This window comes from Streptomyces asiaticus, from assembly GCF_018138715.1.
Classification (GTDB): Bacteria; Actinomycetota; Actinomycetes; order Streptomycetales; family Streptomycetaceae; genus Streptomyces; species Streptomyces asiaticus.
Genome location: NZ_JAGSHX010000006.1, coordinates 1,376,669 through 1,391,634 on the forward strand (window position 1 = coordinate 1,376,669; position 14,966 = coordinate 1,391,634).

Here is a 14,966-nt window from a genome sequence, read left to right on the forward strand (position 1 = left end):
GGGGCCGGGATCTGGGGCGGAGCCCCGGTACGGGGCCTGGGGCGGAGCCCCGATACGGGGCCTGGGGCGGAGCCCCGGTACGGGGCCTGGGGCGGAGCCCCGATACGGGGCCTGGGTCGGAGCCCCGGTCCGGGGCCTGGGGCGGAGCCCCGGGTTCGGGAAGGGGCGGGGAGGGGGACAGCCCGGCGCAGGCGGTTCGGTTCGCCGGGCAGCTCCTACGCCAGTACCTCCTCGCACGCGGTGCGCAACCGCCGCACCCCCTCGGCCAGTTCCCCGGTACCCGCCACCGACGCGAAGCTCAGACGGACATGTGGCGCGGGCGGTTCGGCGCAGAAGTACGGGCGGCCGGGGGCGACGGCGACCCCGGCGCGCAGCGCGGCGGAGGCCAGGGCGGCCTCGTCGGTGCCCTGGGGCAGCCGCAGCCACAGGTGGTAGCCGCCGGGCGGGACATGGCGCAGCTCCAACGCGGGCAGCTCCCGCCGTACGGCGGTGACGAGCGCCTCGCGGCGGGTGTGCAACTCGGCGGCCACGGTGCGCAGATGGCGGGGCCAGGAGGGCGCGCCGACGAGTTCCAGGGCGGTCTCCTGGAGCGGGCGGGACACGAAGAAGCTGTCGACGACCTGGATCGCGCGCAGCCTCTCCAGCACGGGGCCACGGGCGGCGAGTGCGGCCACTCGCAGGCTGGGCGAGGTGGCCTTGGTGAGCGAGCAGACGTGGACCACCACCCCGTCGGGGTCGTCGGCGGCGAGGGTGGCGGACAGCGGGCCCGCGTCCTCGTGGACGAGCCGGCGCGCGAAGTCGTCCTCCACCACGAACGCGCCCGCCTCACGGGCGATCGCGAGCACCTCGCGGCGCCGCTCGGCGGAGAGCGTCGCACCGGTGGGGTTCTGGAACAGCGGCTGGCAGACGAAGACCCTCGCGCCGGTCGCCCGCAGCGCCTCGGCGAGCAGATCGGGACGCACCCCGTCGGCGTCCACCGGGACCGGGACGGGGCGCTGCCCGGAGGCACGGGCGGCGGCGAGTATCCCGGGGTAGGTCGGGGATTCGACGAGGACGGGCGCGCCGGGTGGGGCGAGGGCGCGCAGCGCGCTGGTGAGCGCGGACTGGCCGCCCGCGGTGACCAGGATGTCGGCGGCACCGAGGGCCCCGGCCGGGCCGCCGATCTCCCGGGCGAACCAGGCGCGCAGTTCGGGGAGCCCCTCCACGGGCGGGCGGCCCCACGCCCCCGGCCGCCGCCCGGCGCGGGCCAGGGCGGCGGCCAGCGCCCGCTCGGGCTGGAGCGAGGAGTGCAGATAGCCGTTGTTGAACTCCAGGATCCCGGGCGGCGGGGCGGCGAGCGTGGCCAGGACGCCGGTGGCGTCCACCGAGCGCGGCACCGACTCACCGGCCGTCTCCACGCTCAGCGCGACCTCCTGCCAGGAGGTGTCCCCGGGCCGGGGCGCCCCGGCCCGGGGGCGCTCGGCGCGGAAGGCACCGGCGCCCGGGCGGGTGACCACCAGCCCTTCGGCGGCCAGCGCGGCGAGGGCGCGGGAGACGGTCACCGGGCTCACCCGGTGGCGCTCGACCAGGGCCCGGCTGGATGGCAGCTTCTCTCCAGGTGAGTAGCGGTCCAGATCCTTCCGCAGCGATTCCGCCAGCTCAACCACACTGCTACGCTGTTGCATGACAGCCCAGGATAGCGCTACTGACAGCAGTGCGATAGCGGTGAGCGGTGATCCCACCGCGGGTGACGGCCCCGCCCGGGGTGATGACCCCGCCCCGCACGGCGGCCCCACCCCGGGCCGGGGCGATACTCACGCGACCCCGGCGCTCCCGACACCGTTCGCGCTCCGCACCGGCACCCTGCTCGCCGCGCTCGGCGTGGCCGCCTTCTCCCTCACCTTCCCCGCCACCGCCTGGGCGCTCACCGGCCTCGGCCCCTGGTCGGTGACCACGTGCCGGGTGGTGCTCGCGGCGCTCATCGCGGGCGGGGCGCTGGCCGCCCTGCGGGTCCCGGTGCCGGACCGCCGCCACTGGCCGGGGCTGCTGGTCGTCGCGGCCGGGGTCGTCGTGGGCTTCCCGCTGCTGACCACGCTCGCCCTGGAGACCTCCACCACCGCGCACGCGGCCGTGGTGGTCGGCCTGCTGCCGCTCACCACCGCCGCCTTCTCGGCCGTACGCACCGGGGTGCGGCCCTCGCGGGTGTTCTGGGCGGCGGCGCTGGCCGGGGCGGCGGTCGTGATCGCCTTCGCGGTGCAGCAGAGCGGCGGCGCGCCCACCACCGGCGATCTGTATCTGTTCGGCGCGCTGCTGCTGTGCGCCGCGGGCTACACCGAGGGCGGCCGGCTGGCCGGCCATATGCCGGGCTGGCAGGTGATCGGCTGGGCGCTGGTGGGCTGTCTGCCGCTGTCGGTGCCGGGCGCGGTGCTCGCACTGTCGGCCGAGGACGTCCACCTCGGCGGCCGCGCGGTGGCCGGACTGCTGTGGCTGGCGGTGGGTTCGCAGTTCGTGGGCATGGTGGTCTGGTACCGGGGGATGGCCGCCATCGGAGTGACCAGGGCCAGCCAGCTCCAACTGGCCCAGCCGCTGCTCACCCTGGTGTGGTCGGTGCTGCTGCTCGGCGAGACGCTGACCCCCGCCGCCCCGATCGCCGCCGTCGCGGTGCTGGTGTGCATCGGGGTGACACAGCGGGCCCGGGTCCCGGCGGGCGTGGTGCGGGCCTCCAGCCCCGGCCGGACGCGCACGGCCGAAACCGTCGGAGAGGCCGGACGGATCCCGGAAACGGCGGACCCGAATCACCCCCCGGCAGGAGCAAACCAGGACAACCGGCCATAGACTGGCCTCAGGGATCGCATGCCCTCAGCAGACCGCATTGCCCTCCAGCGGACGGGAGGTCACGCACATGGAGGCGACCGTAGGCGACAAGCTGCTGGTGCACGGCAGGGTTGTCGGAATTCACGACCGTGTAGCGGAGATCATCGAAGTGCTCGGGGATAACGGGGAACCGCCCTACCGCGTGCGGTACGAGGACGACGGACACGAGTGCCTGTTCTCCCCCGGGCCCGACTCGGTCGTCCGCCACCTGGCCGCCGGACCCGGGCAGCGTTAGGGAGTGTCCGACGGACCTGGGCGCCTGCGGCGGGCTGCTCTCCTCCCAGGGAAGGGGAGCAGCCCGCCGGACACCCCGTAGCCGTCCCCGCGGGGCAGGCCCCGGGTCAGCGGGGCGGACGGACGCGATACGGATAGTGGTCGGCGACCACACGCGCCATGGCGCCGTTGCGGTCGGCGGCCACTTCCTTCGCCGAGAAGTAGACATTGCCGCGCACCTGGGGAAAGCCTCGGTCGAAGGTGAGGTGCCGGGACAGCTCCGCCGGGTCCTGCCAGGGCGCGGGCTGCGCCGGATCGCCCGCCTTGTAGAGCGCCTCGCCGATGTAGAGGTTCACCCCGGTGTCCCGGACCGCCTCCGACCACCAGGGGACGAGCACCGCGTAGTCGGCGGCGGCGAAGCCGATGTTCCAGTAGACCTGTGGGACGACGTAATCCAGCCATCCCCGCCGCACCCAGCCACGGGTGTCCGCGTAGAGGTCGTCGTAGGTCTGCACCCCCGCCGTGGTGGCGGAGCCGAGCGGGTCGGTGGCCTGGTTGCGCCAGACGCCGAAGGGGCTGATGCCGAACCGCACCCGCCGCTTCAGCCGTTTGACGCGCACGGCCGTCTCGTACACCAGACGGTCGATGTTGTTCCGCCGCCAGGCCGCGCGGTCCGGGAAGCCCGCGCCGTGGCGCTCGTACGCCGCGTCGTCGTCGAAGACCTGCCCGGCCACCGGATACGGGTAGAAGTAGTCGTCCCAGTGGACGGCGTCGATGTCATAGCGCGCGACCGCGTCCAGCATGGCGTCCTGGACGAAGCGGCGGACCTCGGGCAGCCCGGGGTTGTAGTAGAGCTTCCCGCCGTACGGCACCACCCACTCGGGGTGCACCCGGGCCGGATGGGTGGGGATCAGCCGCGCGGGGTCGGTGTGGTTGGCGATCCGGTACGGGTTGAACCAGGCGTGCAGCTCAAGACCGCGCCGGTGTGCCTCGCGCACGGCGGTGCCCAGCGGATCCCAGCCCGGGTCCCTGCCCTGGACGCCGGTGAGGCACTCCGCCCACGGCTCGTACGGTGAGGGCCACAGCGCGTCCGCCGTCGGCCGCGCCTGGAAGACCACCGCGTTGAGCCGGCGGCTCACGGCGGTGTCGAGGAAGCCCAGCAGCTCGGCCCGCTGCTGCTCCGCGGGGAGACCGGGCCTGGACGGCCAGTCGCGGTTGGCGACGGTGGCCAGCCACATCCCGCGGAACTCGGGCCGGTGCCCACCGCCCCGCCCCTCCGCCAGCGCGTCACCCGCCGTGACGGTGGCGGCCAGGGCTCCGGCGGCCGCCACCGTGAGACTTCTGCGCGTGATCCGACCCATGAAACTCCACTCCTCGCCCCAGGGACCTGCACGGCAACTCCCGCTGATGATGGGGCCCTTGCGGGGCGCCCGGCAATGCTTACCGCGAATCCCGGACGGTCCGGCCCAACGCCCCTCGAGGACCCCTTGACTTCACCCTTCTCGCCCGGCCATCCGGCCGCTAGCATCGGATGACGCACGCATGGGAGCGCTCCCAAATACCCTCGCCCGTATGGCCCGCACGCCTCACACCCCCACGTCCGGAGAGGAAGTTCCCGTGCGCAGCAACGGCAGAAGACCGGTCGGCGCGCTCATGGCCGCGCTGGCGCTCGTCGGCGGATTACTCGCCGCGGCGGCCTCCCCCGCCGCGGCCCGCCCCGAAGCCGCCCCCACCCGGAGCGCCGCCCAGGCCGACGCCTACACCTGGAAGAACGTCCGCGTGGACGGCGGCGGCTTCGTCCCCGGCATCGTCTTCAACCGCAAGGAGAAGAACCTCGCCTACGCCCGCACCGACATCGGCGGGGCGTACCGCTGGGACCAGTCCGGCAAGCGGTGGGTGCCGCTGCTGGACTCGCTGGACTGGGACCACTGGGGCTGGACCGGGGTGGTGAGCCTGGCCAGCGACTCGGTGGATCCCAACAAGGTCTATGTGGCTGCCGGTACGTACACCAACAGCTGGGACCCGGGCAATGGCGCGATCCTGCGCTCGTCCAACCGGGGCGCCAGCTGGCAGTCCACCACCCTCCCCTTCAAGCTGGGCGGCAACATGCCCGGCCGGGGCATGGGTGAGCGGCTGGCGGTGGACCCCAACCGGAACAGCGTGCTCTACCTCGGCGCGCCGAGCGGCAACGGGCTGTGGCGCTCCACCGACTCCGGTGTCACCTGGTCCAAGGTGACGTCCTTCCCCAACCCCGGCACATACGTCCAGGACGCGAGCGACTCCAGCGGCTATCTGAGCGACAACCAGGGCGTGGTGTGGGTGACCTTCGACGAGCGCACCGGCTCCTCCGGCAGCGCCACGAAGACCATCTACGTGGGCGTGGCCGACAAGGACAACACCGTCTACCGCTCGACGGACGCGGGCGCCACCTGGTCGCGGGTGGCCGGGCAGCCCACCGGCTATCTCTCCCACAAGGGGGTCCTGGACGCCAAGAACGGCTATCTGTACCTGACCACCAGCGACAAGGGCGGCCCGTACGACGGGGAGAAGGGCCAGGTGTGGCGGTACACCACGGCCACCGGGGAGTGGAAGAACATCAGCCCCATGGCGGACGCCGACACCTACTTCGGCTACAGCGGGCTCACGGTCGACCGCCAGAAGCCGGGCACGCTGATGGTGACCGGCTACAGCTCCTGGTGGCCGGACACCCAGATCTTCCGCTCCACCGACTCCGGGGCCACCTGGACCCGGGCCTGGGACTTCACCAGCTATCCGAACCGGTCCTTCCGCTACACCCAGGACGTCAGTGCCGTCCCCTGGCTGACCTTCGGCACCAACCCCTCCCCGCCCGAAGTCACCCCGAAGCTGGGCTGGATGACCGAGGCGCTGGAGATCGACCCGTTCGACTCCAACCGGATGATGTACGGCACGGGGGCGACGGTCTACGGCACGGAGAACCTCGGAAACTGGGACACGGGCGGCAAAATCGCCATCACGCCCATGGTCAAGGGCCTGGAGGAGACGGCGGTCAACGATCTGGCCAGCCCGCCCACCGGCGCCCCGCTGCTCAGCGCGCTCGGTGACATCGGGGGCTTCCGCCACACCGATCCCGACGCGGTGCCCGCGAGGATGTACACCTCGCCGACGTTCACCACGACCACCAGCCTGGACTACGCCGAGACCAGTCCGAACACCGTGGTCCGGGTGGGCAACAACGACTCCGCGCCGCGGATCGCCTTCTCGACCGACAACGGCGCCAACTGGTTCCAGGGCAGCGAGCCGTCCGGGGTCACCGGCGGCGGCACGGTGGCCGCGGCGGCCGACGGCAGCGGCTTCGTCTGGGCCCCGGAGGGCACCTCGGCCGTCTACCACACCACCGGGTTCGGCAACGCGTGGTCCGCGTCGAGCGGCATCCCGGCCGGGGCGGTGGTGGAGTCCGACCGTAAGAACCCCAAGAAGTTCTACGGCTTCAAGGCGGGCACCTTCTACGTCTCCACCGACGGCGGGGCCACCTTCACCGCCCGGGCCTCCGCCGGGCTGCCGGCCGACGGCCCGGTGCGGTTCAAGGCGCTGCCGGGCGCCGAGGGCGACATCTGGCTCGCGGGCGGCACCACCGGCGGGGCGTACGGGCTGTGGCACTCCACGGACTCCGGCGCGACCTTCACCAAGCTGAGCGGCGTCCAGCAGGCGGACACCATCGGCTTCGGCAAGGCGGCGCCGGGCGCTTCGTACCAGGCGCTCTACACCAGCGCGAGAATCGGCGGGGTACGCGGCATCTTCCGCTCCACGGACGCCGGGGCGAGCTGGACCCGGATCAACGACGACGCCCATCAGTGGGGCTGGACGGGCGCCTCGATCACCGGCGACCCACGGGTCTACGGACGGGTCTACGTGGCCACCAACGGGCGCGGCATCCTGCGCGGCGACATCTCCTGACGGCGGGGGCGGGCCAGGGCCGGATTTCCGGCCCCGGCCCGCCCCCTACCGATAACCGGAGGGTAACGTCTGGGGCGACAGGGGGACGACACAACGGACGGTTGGACCAGCGAAAGGCACGATGTGACCGACATCGAACGCGTCGGAGTGGTGGGCTGTGGCCAGATGGGTGCGGGCATCGCGGAGGTGTGCGCCCGATCCGGCCTGGAGGTCATGGTCGCGGAGACCACGGGCGAGGCCCTGGAGATAGGGCGTACCCGCCTGACCAACTCCCTCGGGAAGGCCGCCGAGCGCGGCAAGATCACCGAGGAGCAGCGCGACGCGACGCTGGACCGGCTGAGCTTCACCACCGATCTGGGGGAATTCGCCGACCGCGATCTGGTGATCGAGGCGGTCGTCGAGAGCGAGCAGATCAAGACCGAGATCTTCCAGGTCCTCGACCAGGTGGTGACCCGCCCGGACGCGATCCTCGCCTCCAACACCTCCTCCATCCCGCTGGTCAAGCTGGCCGTCGCCACCTCCCGCCCGGACCAGGTGATCGGCATCCACTTCTTCAATCCGGCGCCGGTGCAGGCGCTGGTGGAGCTGATCCCGGCGCTCACCACCGGTGACGAGACCATCAAGCGCTCCGAGGCACTGGTCGCCGACATCCTGGGCAAGCACGCCATCCGCGCCCAGGACCGCGCGGGGTTCGTGGTCAACGCGCTGCTCATCCCGTATCTGCTGTCCGCCATCCGGATGTTCGAGTCCGGGATCGCCAGCCGCGAGGACATCGACAACGGCATGGAGCTGGGCTGCGCCCATCCGATGGGCCCGCTGAAGCTGTCCGACCTGATCGGCCTGGACACCATCGCGGCGATCGCCGACTCGATGTACGAGGAGTACAAGGAGCCGCTGTACGCCTCTCCCCCGCTGCTGCTGCGGATGGTGGACGCGGGCCGTATGGGACGCAAGACGGGCTCGGGCTTCTACACCTACTGATGACCAGCGCTAACGCCCACCCGAAGAGGTAATCCGTGAGCTCTTGCGGACACCAGTAGGGCGGCCATCCCGGACCACGGATAGCCGCCCCTACTGATCATTTATCGCGCCAGGGAGTTCTCAGGGAGTTTCGGCGGGAGCTCACGCATCGCCCTCGCCGCCCCGACCGTGACCCGCGCAAATCCCTGGTACGGCCGGACGCTGGCTGGGTGCTGGCCGTTGAGATTCCCGACGCACACCACAGCCAGGCCGACGCGCTCGCAGTGCTGCCTGACCCAGGCGACCCCGGCAGCCAGAGCCCGGTCCGGCTCACCGCTCGGCTCTGTACGGATCTCCCCGAGGAGCGGGACCACCGGAGGCATGAGAGCACCCACCACCCTGACCGCGGCCTTGAAGACGGAGCTGAGGTGATTCCAGATGACCTCGTTGGTGGAGTCCGCGAGGCCCCGTGACTTCAGCTCCTTCTTCCAGTCGCGCAGGTGATCATCACCGATGACGTTCAGTGGCAGCCGGCCGATGGGAGCGTCGACGATGTGGTTGAAATCTTCGACTTCATCGGCCCAGCCGTGTTGACCGGTCAAGAGCGCGGGGAAAACGCCGGTGGCGCCGGACCCCACACGCGCCGTGGATAACCTCCCCGCGCGGGCCGAGGTACCGGTGCCGCTCCCGGGTGAGAAGGGCGACCCGGGCGCTCCGGGCAAAGCCGGAAGCGACGGGGCGACCGGCAGGCCCGGAGCCACGGGCCAGCCTGGGAAGGACGGCCAGCCGGGGGCATCCGGCGCCTCGGGCCAGGACGGGGCGCCCGGCCGGGATGGAGCCCCTGGAGCTCCGGGTGAGAAGGGTGAGCCCACCGCATCCGCCGTCGGCGGGGACCGCTGCCGTATCCCGAGCAGCCGGGCCCCGTTGGTAGGGCATGGAGAACACCACCGCGGAATACAGCGGCAGCAGCGTCGGGCAGGCACTCAAACGGTGCCTCATGTCGATGTCGGCCGACTCGACCAGCTTCCCGAAACAGGCCACGACGAGCTGCTTCATCATCAACGGCCTGGTCCGCACCGAGCGCCTGGCCTGGCGCGGTCAGGGCGGCAGGGACCTCTTCCGGGTCGGGATCGGCAGCGGTGGCGACTGGGCGCCGATCGAGGAGGCGTGGGACGACGGGCATCTCCCGGACGATGAACTGGAGGAACTGTTCATCGAGCACGTCATCCTGGAGGACATGATCGCCCAGGAGGCCGAGCAGTGGGGCTTCCCCGGGGACGATTACACGATCGTCGTGGAGCCTGCCTGACGGGACCGGCACGCCGGCAGCCGCAGGCACAGCGGGAACGTCTATCCGATCGCTGCCAGGCTGCGGTAGCTCGGTTGCGGCCCGCCCCGCCGGTTCGGCGGGGCGGTGGCACATCAGGCCGCTTCAACCAGTCGTTCGCGCTGGGCTGCGGCCCATACCTCGAGGAGCCGTTCGTACTCCGCCCGTTCGTCTGCGCCCAGCGGCCGCCCGGCGCGCTCGCGCATGAACGCGCGGATCGCCTCGTTCGCGGACTCGGCGGCGCACGGCCGCGCCGGGCCGGGAGAACTGGGGGACATACCGATAAGCCTACGGGCACGGTCCGACATCGGGCCGCGAGAGCGGCGCAGTGCTGAACGACCGGCGTGTGGGGAAGGCTCGGGGACACATGCCGGTCGTTGGGGAGGGGGCGGTGTCCGTGGCCGTGGTCGGCAGTACGGACTCGGCGCTCAAGCGGGCCAGGGTGGCGCGGAACATGACGCTGGAGGAGGCAGCCGACGCCCTGAACGCGATCACCGGAGGCGCGTCGGACGCGAGCCTGATGAGCGCGTGGGAGTCCGGCCGGCGCCGGACCGGTAAGCGGAACCGGGCCGCCCTCTGTCAGTTGTACCGGGAGCGCCCGGAGGTGCTGTTTGCCCATCAGGACGGGGCGGCCACCAGCGTGCTGGAGTCCTCCGGCACCACGGTGGTGGTCAAGGTGCTCACCCGCTGGACCGACCTGGTCGAGGCGATGGTGGATGTCGCCGCCGGAGCGCGCGAGCACCTGGTTGTCACCGGTTCCCGCAGCCGGGAGAAGGCGTATCTGGGAGCGATCGAGACGGCCGTGGCCCAGCATCCGGACTTGGTGCACTACCGGGTGCTGCACGGGGAGCCGCGGCACCGGGCGCTCGCTGACCACCTGCTGCGGCTACTGGAGCTGCGCGATCCGTCCGCGCGCCGCAACGGCGTTAAGACGCTGCACATCGGGATGGTGGAGCAGGCCGAGGCACTGGAACGGTTCTTCGTCGCCTCCGAGACCGCGGCGGTGGTGCCGCTGCCCAGTTTTCACGGGGCCGAGGGCTTTGACTGCGGCGTCTTACTCAGCCGCGAGGCGGCCGTCGGACTGGTCCACCATGGGCGGGAGGCGTGCGCGTCCGCGCGGCCGGTGGAGACGATCGAGGCCGTCCGCGCGCTGCCGATACGGCACAACTGAGAAGAGGCGAGGGAGAGGCGTGAGCGACAACCTTCAGCAGGCGGCCGAGGCCCGCGCGGCATCCGTGATCGGGCTGGCCCAGGAGCTGATCCGCCGCCCGAGCCGGGCCGGGATCGACGACTACGGGCCGGTCCTGGACGTGCTGGAGGACTGGCTCACCGCCCGTGCCCTGCCGCACCGCCGCCTGCACGGCGCGGCGGGCGAGCTGGTCGGGCTGCTGGTGGAGATCCCCGGCGGTCGGCCGGGCGCCTGGTGGACGCTGGACGCGTGCATGGATACCGCCCCCTACGGCGACGAGACCGCCTGGTCCTTCCCGCCGGACTCCGGTGACATCGTGGACGGCTGGCTGCGCGGCCGGGGTGCGGCCGACTCCAAGCTCGCCGCAGCGATGTTCTGCCACATCGCCGCCGACCTGATGCCCCACGTCGCTGATCTGCACGGCGGGCTCGCCGTGCTCCTGGACGTGGATGAGCACACCGGCGGCTTCGGCGGCGCCCGCGCCTATCTCACCGACCCCGCTGCGGCTCGCCCAGCCGGGGTGATGATCGGCTACCCCGGGCTGGACGATGTCGTGGTCGGTGGTCGGGGCCTGTGGCGAGCCGGCGTCGCGGTCCACGCCCCCTCTGGGCACTCCGGATCGAGTCGGGCCGTGGTCGGCGCCGTCTCCCGGGCCGCACACCTCGTACGCCTCCTGGATGCCGCCGACCTGCCCAGCGTCGACGGCGCCTTCCCCCTGCCGCCGAAGCTGTCGGTCACGTCCTTCCACGGCGGCCAGGGCTTCTCGGTCACCCCCGACCGGTGCGACCTCAACGTCGACATCCGCACCACCCCGACCTTCGACGCCCATGACGCCGAGACGCTCGTCCGCAAGGCTGTCGCCGAACTCGATGCAGAGTTGCCCACCTCGAAGCCCACCGAGGTCACCCCGGTCGCCGCTTGGCCGCCCTTCCGACTCGCCAAGGGCGAGCAGCCCGCCGCCGCCCTGCTGAACGCCGCCGCCGAGGCAGGGCTGATAGTGCGGGCGAAGACCGCGGGGCCGTCCAACATCGGCAACCTGCTCGCAGGGGAGGGCATCCCGGCCACGGCCGGCTTCGGCGTGCCGTACGAGGGGCTCCACGGCACAGACGAGCGCGCCCACCTGGCCGAGTTGCCGCAGGTCTACACCGTCTACCAGCGGGCCGTGCTCCAACTCCTTGAGGGCTGACGTCCCAGGCCCGTCCCCACTTCCTCCCAGATTCACTCCCAGGAAGCGCCCAACTCCGTCTCTGGGAACGAGCCTTGGCTCGCGGTGACATAGAGGCAGCACCACCTCCACATCCACGGAGACAAGGGAGGCCGGTCATGGCCGCACAGATCACCGTCACCACCCAGCCCGCCGCGGAGAGCACGCCCATCCCGCCGCCGCTCACCAGCCGGTTCGCACCGCAGGTCAGCACCCACCCGGTGGCCGCCCTCACCCTGGGCAGGCAGAACGCCAACGACTCGGACAAGAGCAACTACTTCGAGAGCCCCTGACCGTCCAGGACACCACGGAACACCCCGGGGGCCGGCCGCTTCGACGGCCGGCCCCCGGGCCCGTCAACAGGGGAGGCGAACAGATGGAACGGGAGTGGATGACCGGCGGCACCGCCGCCGTGGACGGAGTGATGATCGACGGGCTCGGCGATGTACGCCGGGCTCATACCACGCGGGTGCGCGTCGCCGTCGATGGACCGGTCGTACTCGCGGTCGTGGGCGACTGCCCGGCCACGGCGCAGGAGGTCCGCGACGCGCTTCCGGCCGTACGGGCGGGCCGCTGGGGTGAGCTGAGCCGGTGGGCGGGCTCGTACTGGGTGGTCGCGGACGATGGGCGGCAGCGGTTCGTGTGCGGCGACCTGGCCGGCATCCGGGCCGTCTACTACGCGCGCGGCGAGGAAGGAACACAGTGGGCGACCCAGCCCGGCCTGCTGGGGCGTCCCCTCGTGACGGATCTGCCGTATCTGGCGGCCCGGCTCACGGCGGGTGAGCATCACTGGCCGCACCGCAGCCCGTACGAGGAGATCCGCATGGTGCCCGGCGGGTTCGGGCTGCTGCTCGCGCCGGGGACGCCGCCACAGCTCATCGACATCTCCGGCGTCGAGCCGGTAGAGGAGCTTCGCGAGGGTGCCGACCGGTTCGGTCGCGCGCTCACTGAGGCTGTCCAGCACCGGGTCCGCGCCGCCGGCGGGGTGGTGGGGGCGGACCTGTCCGCCGGCCTGGACTCCTCGGCGGCAGTCGTGCTGGCCGCCGAGGCCGGAGACGTGCACGCGGTGACGTACACGGACGGGTACACCAGCGGGGAGGACATGGCGTTCGCTTCCCGCGTTGCCGAGCACACCGGGATCGCGCACACGGTCGACATGGGCGTCGACAAGCAGTTGCCGTTCTCCTTCCCAGCCGGGCAGCCGACGGGGGTGGAGCCGGTGCTGGAGGCGGCGATGTTCGCCATGGACACCAGCTATTTGCAGCCCGTACGTGGGCTGCCGTTGCACCTGACCGGGCACGGCGGGGACATCGTGCTGGACGCCTCCGGCTCCTGCTGGGTGCGGCTTCTCCAGGAAGGCCGACGCCGCGAGGCTCATCGCCAGGTGGTGGCGTTCGCCCGGCTCCGCAACACTGCACCGGGCCCGTACTGGAAGGCTCTGAAAGAGGCCGCCGTCCTCGGCCGCGCCGACTCCCTGGAACGCGCGGCACAGGCTCTGGAGCGCCGACCCATCAAGCCGGAGGCTGCTGTGGCTGGCTGGTCGTGGTGCCGGCTGGGGGCTGGTGCGTCCTGGCTGACCGGCTACGGGCGCCACCAGGTCGCCGCTCTGCTGCGGCAGGCCGCTCGCGACCAGCAGCCAGAGCTGGCGGACGAGTTCGACCAGTGGGCCGCCCTGCGTTCGGTGGGCGCCTCGGCCCGCGGCTGGGCCCCGTACGGTGGCACTCTCGGTATCCGGCCGGTGTATCCGTACCTGGACAACCAGGTCGTCCGCGCCGCCTTCGCCGTGCCGGCCGTTGCCCGGCGCGGGCTGGTGGCCTACAAATCGCTGCTACGGGCCGCGCTGCCCGAGCTCCCGGACTGGCTGACCTCCCGGCGCTCGAAGGGTTCGTTCACCGCCCAGCGCATCGCCGGACTCGCCCGGCACCGGGACCAGCTCGATGACCTGATCGCCTCCAGTCCGCTCGCGGAGGGCGGACTGATCGACCCCGCGGCCGTCAGTACCTCGCCGGCTCAGGCGGCCCGAGGACAGAGCACCACGGTGATCGCCGACCTGCACCAGCTGATCGTGACGTGCTGGTGGCTCACCGGTCAGACGACCAGCAGGGAGGTGGCGGCATGCTGACTGTCCCTGGACGACTGGGCCCGGTTCCTCGCCGTGGCCAAGCCGTGGACGACCCGCCGTGGCTCGGCCCCGGTCGCCGAGGACGGGCCGCAGGTGATCACCGCCACGGACGTCTCCTTCACCTACCCCGGCGCCGACACCCCCGCGCTCGAGGGCATCAACCTGGACCTCAAGCGCGGTGAGGTCATTGCCCTGGTCGGCGAGAACGGTGCGGGCAAGAGCACCCTCGCCCGCATCCTGACCGGTCTGTTTCTCCCCACGGCGGGCTCGGTGCGGTGGGACGGGGTGGACCTGGCGGACGCCGACCCGGCCGCAGTGCTCGCCAAGGTGGCGCTGGTGCCGCAGGACTACACCCGCTGGCCGCTCGCGGCTCGCGAAAACATCACCCTCGGCCAGCCCCGCTCGGAGGGCGACATCGCCGTGCATGCCGCTGCTGAGGCGGCCGATGCCGACAGTGTGATCGCCGCGCTGCCCCACGGACTGGATACCTCGCTGGCTCGTTCCTGGTGGGGTGGGCATGACCTTTCGGGCGGGCAGTGGCAGCGCGTTGCGGTCGCTCGCGCCTTCCATCGCGACGCACCCGTCCTCGTGATGGACGAGCCGACCGCCGCGCTCGACGCCCGTGCCGAGCACCGGATTTACACGCGGCTCAGGGCACTCGCCGAGGGGCGGGCGACCGTGTTCGTCACCCATCGGTTGGCCAACACCCGTCTCGCCGACCGCATCATCGTCCTCGACCATGGGCGCATCGCCGAGACGGGCACCTTCGATGATCTCGTCAGTCGGGGGGCGACCTCGATCTTCTTCGAGATGCTCAAGCTGCAAGAGGACCGGTAGTCCTGGCCAACCGGGCCGGGCAGGGTCAGCGAGACTGGACCGGCCCGGCGGCTCTCACTCCCGATCGGCGGCGTCTCTGAATACGTGATGCCTCCTCTCGGCCCCGGCCGGGAGGAGGCTTTCGTCTTGCTTATCCGTCGTCGGGATGCCGCACGGCCCGCTTCACTGCGGCCTCGAGGTCGGCCCGACTGAGCCCGGTGTCCTTGGCGTGCTCGGCGTCGGCCGCCGTCTGGAGTTCGATGAGTCTGTCAGGGATGTCCACGGCCGGATCATAAGCCGGGCACAACGCACCCCTCGTCTGGCCTGCGAGCCGGGCCAGGGGCTT

The 14,966-nt window shown here is 72.0% G+C and carries 15 protein-coding genes; 10 read left to right on the forward strand and 5 right to left on the reverse strand.

Going from position 1 to position 14,966, the window contains the following annotated elements:
* Positions 1-215: 215 nt before the first annotated feature.
* Positions 216-1,664, reverse strand: a complete 1,449-nt coding sequence (locus KHP12_RS13505) for an aminotransferase-like domain-containing protein (protein ID WP_210610177.1) — start codon at positions 1,662-1,664, stop codon at positions 216-218.
* Between KHP12_RS13505 and KHP12_RS13510 the strand changes: the two genes are divergently transcribed.
* On the forward strand, positions 1,663-2,814 hold the full coding sequence (locus KHP12_RS13510; RefSeq protein ID WP_086882922.1) for a DMT family transporter: 1,152 nt from the start codon (positions 1,663-1,665) through the stop codon (positions 2,812-2,814). The genes KHP12_RS13505 and KHP12_RS13510 overlap by 2 nt on opposite strands.
* Positions 2,815-2,881: 67 nt before the next feature.
* Complete coding sequence (locus KHP12_RS13515; RefSeq protein WP_020867170.1) at positions 2,882-3,088, forward strand: DUF1918 domain-containing protein; 207 nt, start codon at positions 2,882-2,884, stop codon at positions 3,086-3,088.
* A 106-nt stretch (positions 3,089-3,194) separates the two neighbouring features.
* On the opposite strand, the gene KHP12_RS13520 is transcribed toward KHP12_RS13515, so the two are convergent.
* The gene (locus KHP12_RS13520) at positions 3,195-4,427 is read right to left on the reverse strand and encodes a glycoside hydrolase family 10-like protein (protein WP_086882923.1); all 1,233 of its coding nucleotides are present in this window, start codon (positions 4,425-4,427) and stop codon (positions 3,195-3,197) included.
* Positions 4,428-4,683: 256 nt separating this feature from the next.
* Between KHP12_RS13520 and KHP12_RS13525 the strand changes: the two genes are divergently transcribed.
* Positions 4,684-7,002 carry a sialidase family protein gene (locus KHP12_RS13525; protein ID WP_344311292.1) on the forward strand — a complete coding sequence of 773 codons (2,319 nt, stop codon included), beginning with the start codon at positions 4,684-4,686 and terminating at the stop codon, positions 7,000-7,002.
* Positions 7,003-7,125: 123 nt separating this feature from the next.
* Positions 7,126-7,983, forward strand: coding sequence for a 3-hydroxybutyryl-CoA dehydrogenase (locus KHP12_RS13530; protein ID WP_086881375.1), 858 nt, complete (start codon positions 7,126-7,128; stop codon positions 7,981-7,983).
* 101 nt (positions 7,984-8,084) lie between these two features.
* On the opposite strand, the gene KHP12_RS13535 is transcribed toward KHP12_RS13530, so the two are convergent.
* Complete coding sequence (locus KHP12_RS13535; RefSeq protein ID WP_211832994.1) at positions 8,085-8,600, reverse strand: hypothetical protein; 516 nt, start codon at positions 8,598-8,600, stop codon at positions 8,085-8,087.
* A gap of 296 nt (positions 8,601-8,896) precedes the next feature.
* Between KHP12_RS13535 and KHP12_RS13545 the strand changes: the two genes are divergently transcribed.
* Positions 8,897-9,271: a hypothetical protein gene (locus KHP12_RS13545; protein WP_143677957.1), complete on the forward strand. Its 375-nt coding sequence runs from the start codon at positions 8,897-8,899 to the stop codon at positions 9,269-9,271.
* A 113-nt stretch (positions 9,272-9,384) separates the two neighbouring features.
* On the opposite strand, the gene KHP12_RS13550 is transcribed toward KHP12_RS13545, so the two are convergent.
* Positions 9,385-9,567, reverse strand: coding sequence for a hypothetical protein (locus tag KHP12_RS13550; protein WP_086881372.1), 183 nt, complete (start codon positions 9,565-9,567; stop codon positions 9,385-9,387).
* A 113-nt stretch (positions 9,568-9,680) separates the two neighbouring features.
* Between KHP12_RS13550 and KHP12_RS13555 the strand changes: the two genes are divergently transcribed.
* From KHP12_RS13555 to KHP12_RS13575, 5 genes are all read left to right on the forward strand, one after another.
* Positions 9,681-10,460, forward strand: a complete 780-nt coding sequence (locus KHP12_RS13555; protein WP_244202732.1) for a helix-turn-helix domain-containing protein — start codon at positions 9,681-9,683, stop codon at positions 10,458-10,460.
* A 19-nt stretch (positions 10,461-10,479) separates the two neighbouring features.
* The gene (locus tag KHP12_RS13560) at positions 10,480-11,664 is read left to right on the forward strand and encodes a M20 family metallopeptidase (RefSeq protein ID WP_086881371.1); all 1,185 of its coding nucleotides are present in this window, start codon (positions 10,480-10,482) and stop codon (positions 11,662-11,664) included.
* Between the two features lie 137 nt (positions 11,665-11,801).
* Positions 11,802-11,975, forward strand: a complete 174-nt coding sequence (locus KHP12_RS13565; RefSeq protein ID WP_167442460.1) for a hypothetical protein — start codon at positions 11,802-11,804, stop codon at positions 11,973-11,975.
* Positions 11,976-12,058: 83 nt separating this feature from the next.
* Positions 12,059-13,804: an asparagine synthase-related protein gene (locus KHP12_RS13570; protein ID WP_086881370.1), complete on the forward strand. Its 1,746-nt coding sequence runs from the start codon at positions 12,059-12,061 to the stop codon at positions 13,802-13,804.
* A 93-nt stretch (positions 13,805-13,897) separates the two neighbouring features.
* Positions 13,898-14,641, forward strand: a complete 744-nt coding sequence (locus tag KHP12_RS13575) for an ATP-binding cassette domain-containing protein (protein WP_244202731.1) — start codon at positions 13,898-13,900, stop codon at positions 14,639-14,641.
* 130 nt (positions 14,642-14,771) lie between these two features.
* On the opposite strand, the gene KHP12_RS52400 is transcribed toward KHP12_RS13575, so the two are convergent.
* The gene (locus tag KHP12_RS52400) at positions 14,772-14,903 is read right to left on the reverse strand and encodes a hypothetical protein (protein WP_276328628.1); all 132 of its coding nucleotides are present in this window, start codon (positions 14,901-14,903) and stop codon (positions 14,772-14,774) included.
* Between the last annotated feature and the right edge of the window lie 63 nt (positions 14,904-14,966).

Bases quoted from the DNA above. Each gene is read 5' to 3' on its own strand.
- KHP12_RS13510 (WP_086882922.1), top strand. From the start codon at position 1,663: ATGACAGCCCAGGATAGCGCTACTGACAGCAGTGCGATAGCGGTGAGC.
- KHP12_RS13505 (WP_210610177.1), bottom strand. From the start codon at position 1,664: ATGCAACAGCGTAGCAGTGTGGTTGAGCTGGCGGAATCGCTGCGGAAG.
- KHP12_RS13515 (WP_020867170.1), top strand. From the start codon at position 2,882: ATGGAGGCGACCGTAGGCGACAAGCTGCTGGTGCACGGCAGGGTTGTC.
- KHP12_RS13520 (WP_086882923.1), bottom strand. From the start codon at position 4,427: ATGGGTCGGATCACGCGCAGAAGTCTCACGGTGGCGGCCGCCGGAGCC.
- KHP12_RS13545 (WP_143677957.1), top strand. From the start codon at position 8,897: ATGGAGAACACCACCGCGGAATACAGCGGCAGCAGCGTCGGGCAGGCA.
- KHP12_RS13550 (WP_086881372.1), bottom strand. From the start codon at position 9,567: ATGTCCCCCAGTTCTCCCGGCCCGGCGCGGCCGTGCGCCGCCGAGTCC.
- KHP12_RS13565 (WP_167442460.1), top strand. From the start codon at position 11,802: ATGGCCGCACAGATCACCGTCACCACCCAGCCCGCCGCGGAGAGCACG.
- KHP12_RS13570 (WP_086881370.1), top strand. From the start codon at position 12,059: ATGGAACGGGAGTGGATGACCGGCGGCACCGCCGCCGTGGACGGAGTG.